Source organism: Microcystis sp. M179S2 (assembly GCF_020245805.1).
Taxonomy (GTDB): Bacteria; Cyanobacteriota; Cyanobacteriia; order Cyanobacteriales; family Microcystaceae; genus Microcystis; species Microcystis aeruginosa.
On record NZ_JADBUE010000144.1, the window covers coordinates 1 to 3,481 of the forward strand.

7 protein-coding genes are annotated in these 3,481 nt (G+C 38.9%); 3 read left to right on the forward strand and 4 right to left on the reverse strand.

Going from position 1 to position 3,481, the window contains the following annotated elements; translation table 11 throughout:
* The first annotated feature begins 289 nt into the window (after positions 1 to 289).
* A complete protein-coding gene (locus IM500_RS08625; protein WP_242034557.1) occupies positions 290 to 1,021 on the forward strand; it encodes a PEP-CTERM sorting domain-containing protein in 732 nt (243 codons plus the stop codon).
* A 75-nt stretch (positions 1,022 to 1,096) separates the two neighbouring features.
* On the opposite strand, the gene IM500_RS08630 is transcribed toward IM500_RS08625, so the two are convergent.
* The 4 genes from IM500_RS08630 to IM500_RS08645 all read right to left on the reverse strand — a co-directional run bounded on the left by IM500_RS08630 (position 1,097) and on the right by IM500_RS08645 (position 2,605).
* A complete protein-coding gene (locus tag IM500_RS08630; RefSeq protein WP_147069762.1) occupies positions 1,097 to 1,450 on the reverse strand; it encodes a type II toxin-antitoxin system RelE/ParE family toxin in 354 nt (117 codons plus the stop codon).
* The gene (locus IM500_RS08635) at positions 1,443 to 1,781 is read right to left on the reverse strand and encodes a UPF0175 family protein (protein WP_002797781.1); all 339 of its coding nucleotides are present in this window, start codon (positions 1,779 to 1,781) and stop codon (positions 1,443 to 1,445) included. Before IM500_RS08635 ends, IM500_RS08630 begins: the two co-directional genes overlap by 8 nt.
* A gap of 72 nt (positions 1,782 to 1,853) precedes the next feature.
* Complete coding sequence (locus tag IM500_RS08640) at positions 1,854 to 2,363, reverse strand: PIN domain-containing protein (protein ID WP_190720309.1); 510 nt, start codon at positions 2,361 to 2,363, stop codon at positions 1,854 to 1,856.
* Complete coding sequence (locus tag IM500_RS08645; protein ID WP_002748168.1) at positions 2,360 to 2,605, reverse strand: UPF0175 family protein; 246 nt, start codon at positions 2,603 to 2,605, stop codon at positions 2,360 to 2,362. Before IM500_RS08645 ends, IM500_RS08640 begins: the two co-directional genes overlap by 4 nt.
* A gap of 340 nt (positions 2,606 to 2,945) precedes the next feature.
* Between IM500_RS08645 and IM500_RS08650 the strand changes: the two genes are divergently transcribed.
* Positions 2,946 to 3,362, forward strand: a complete 417-nt coding sequence (locus tag IM500_RS08650; RefSeq protein ID WP_190720312.1) for a hypothetical protein — start codon at positions 2,946 to 2,948, stop codon at positions 3,360 to 3,362.
* 5 nt (positions 3,363 to 3,367) lie between these two features.
* The coding region (locus IM500_RS24730; protein WP_502882352.1) for an immunity protein CdiI family protein at positions 3,368 to 3,481 on the forward strand (114 nt) is incomplete at its 3' end.

Here is a 3,481-nt window from a genome sequence, read left to right on the forward strand (position 1 = left end):
AAATTTTGCCTCAAACCCTATCTGCGTAAGGAATTCAGGATTTTGTGTCCAGTAGTCCATTAGTATTATATTGCTTTAACTCAGGCTCTGTAAGACTTTTAGCCATAGCTAGTATGTTTATACGGGGGAAGTTCAGAAATATAAAGATTTATTGAATTGTAGCTTTTAATACATTTGTAGGGGGGGGAGTGTGTATCCTTCGGCTATCTCCCTTTGGTCTTGGGTTGGGCTATTGCTTGATCTGAGCTATGAGGGAGACAATAATTTACAACTCATTTAGGCACACTTTATGAACCTTTTCAAGTCAAATAAATTAGTCGGCGTTGCAACTCTAGTTACTGCCACTTTTGCAGCTTTGAGCTTGGCTACAACAAACAAAGCAGGAGCAGTTAGCATACCTGTTTCTCAATGTTCTGACTTTTTACTAAATTGTAACTTTCAAGAAGATTCTCATGCTTTTTCTTTTGAAATTAACCCTCAACCGTTTTGGACGGAAACTGTCTGGGATATAAGAGATGATAATATAGACGGAACTATTAGTATTGATTTAAATGGGACTTATTGGAAAGGAACAGTCATTGTGGGAAATCCTAATAATAGTATAGAAGGAGTAAAAATTTTCTCCAATAACATTCGGCATGAAATTGGACCCCATACTGATGAGGATGTTAATCCAGGAGAAATTTTCTCTTTTACGCAATCCATCTTATCAACTGGAAAGGCAATAGTTGGTGGACCTCCTATATTAGTTGGCGATTTTCAAGCCACAAACCCAACTGTAGCCATAGTAAATCACGAACCTCATTTTGATTCTTATAAAGCATCGATAGAAATTTTAAAACCAATAGGTCCAAATTTAGAGTTACAGCAATGGAAGTTTAGCTTGAGTGGTGTGCATATTCCCGAACCCACCTCAACCCTCAGCCTCTTCGCTCTCGGTACTCTCGGCGCAGCTTCAACCCTCAAGCGCAAACTAAAACCCTGCCAATTCATCGAAAAAGAAACCACAAAAGTCGGCTAAATTGCCTCTAAAAATACCATAAATACCCCTTCATTCAATCTTGAGGGGGTTTATTTTTGGCATCTATTAATACTTCTAAAAACTGTCAAACTTATTAATGATGTCTTGAATTTGCTGCGCTGGGATGTCTGTTTGGTCAGATTTGGCATAGATGAGGAGCATCAAAACACAACTATTGTCTTTAAGTTGATAGATAACACGATAGCCGCTACTTTTGCCCTTTTGAATATCGCTGTTTTTGAGGCGAACTTTAAAGACAGTGTAGCCTATTCCTGGTATTTTATCGCCGATGAATTTGCCTATCTGAAGGTCATCAATTAGGGGTTGTATATCAGTACGAATGCTCCGATAGCGTTTGGCGAGGATGCGAAGTCGATCCTTGAATTGATCGGAGAAAAGAAGCTTAATGGGGGTAATTTTTTCAGTCATCTATGCCATCCCACAGTTCAGAGATGGGATGTACTTTGCCCTCTTTAGCTTGCTGAAGAGAAATACGAAGACTGGTGAGGATGAGTTCTTTTGGTTCGTCGTCGGGATCCGTGGGTGGAGTGAGGATATTACGCGATACTAGCAATTGGTAGAAATCATCGATCGCCATTCCCGTTAGTTCGGCTGCTTGTTCAAATTGAAGACGTTGCTGCTGATAAAGCATGATAGCGATTTCCGTGAGCATTTGAGCTTCAGTCATTTGTACTGTTTGCAGAAGTTCAGAGGGAAGGATGAGGCTCATAGAGGTTTCATTAAGTGGTGGTAACTTCATTGTATCGCCATTAAAAAGAAACCACAAAAGTAGGCTAAATTGCCTCTAAAAATACCATAAATACCCCTTCATTCAATCTTGAGGGGGTTTATTTTTTTCTTCATCAACAATCTGTAAAACACTGCTGTATAAAGGTGCAGCAACCCAAAATCCTGCTCGATCAATCAAAGCGTCTAGCAAGGGTTTCACCTCAGAGATTAACCGTCGATTCTTCGCCTCAACTAAAATGCCCAGAATTCCTGTGTATCGAAGATTAAGTCTAGCAGCAATTCTACGACCACGACGCTCATCAATCAAAACTTGATCTGCTCCCAACTCAAGTGCTAAAGCAATAGCCTCAGCTTCTCCCTTATCTAGTTCATCTGCAAGAGCTTCAATCACTGTGCGGTTAGTTACCGTTCGAGTTTGAATCCAATCTAAGGTTTGTACCTCTATTGAACCTGCTACCAGAAAATCAGGCTCAGTTAATTCTCGATAAACTGCTTCAGGAATAAAAACTATTTCGTAAAGTTGTTGTAGCAGATGAAGTTGATTAATGGCGGCAAGATTGTTGATAGGGGATGTATCACTGACAACAATCACAATCTTCCCATCTCCCGCAAGTTCTTAATATCCTGTTCAAAATCTTCGACATCGTAGTGTACCGGAATTTGACGACTTGCAAGTAGGTGTTGAAAAGCAATACGATTCATTCCTGCAAATCGACTCGCTTGAGCAAGGGTGAGCTTCTCTTTTTGAAAGAGCATGACCGCAATTTCCTGCCTCATCTCAGCTTCAGTCATGCGTGTGGCACTGAGAATTTCATCGGAGATATCAATACTCATGGCTATAACCCTATCTATCCTTTCCTATTGGAATAATATCATAACCCCCTTCATTTAGTCAGTTGAGGGGGTTTATTTTTTGCGTCTCTTCCTCTTACACATTTTACACATTAAGAATCGGTTTTATGCTATTGAGTTACCAAAGCTAATAGAAGAGGCTTTATTATCAGTTGCCAACTAAAACCCTCCCAATCCACCGAAAAAGAAACCACAAAAGTAGGCTAAATTGCCTCTAAAAATACCAGAAATGCCACTTCAATCAATCTTGAGGGGGTTTTATTGTATAATTGAAGGGTGAGTAAACTAGATCAAATTACACAATCTTGAGCTATAATCGGCAATGAGGTCGAATCCGAACAACGATCAGAAAAAACTCCTGATTGCTGAACTTAAAAAAGCAGCAATCAAACATACCCCAGAAAATATTATCATAATTACTCAAGATCCTAGCGGGAAAATTGTTTTTCTAGAAACTGGAAAAGCAGGTGACAAAGGTTCTGGATTGCTGCATATTCTAGAAAATCATCGAGAAGATTTTCTCCAGAGAGGTATTACTGAAGAACAAATTTCCGATTTAATTGTAACAGCTATTAGTGAGGGAAAAATTATTGGCATACAAGGAAAAAGTCGCATAATTTATAAAGTAGAAATCAATGGAATTATTCAGTATGTTTCTCTAGAAATTAGTCATAATGGTTACTTAGTGAGTGCTAATCCAACTCCAACTCGATTAATTAACAAACTTATTCAGGAATGATAGTTATGGCAATCAGAATCAAACTTTGGGCAGATTATGGAAGTTACCCACTTTGGGGAGTAGATGAAATTGATAACATTGCTCCTGAAGAATTGCCATTAAGTCAAGCAACTATTCAG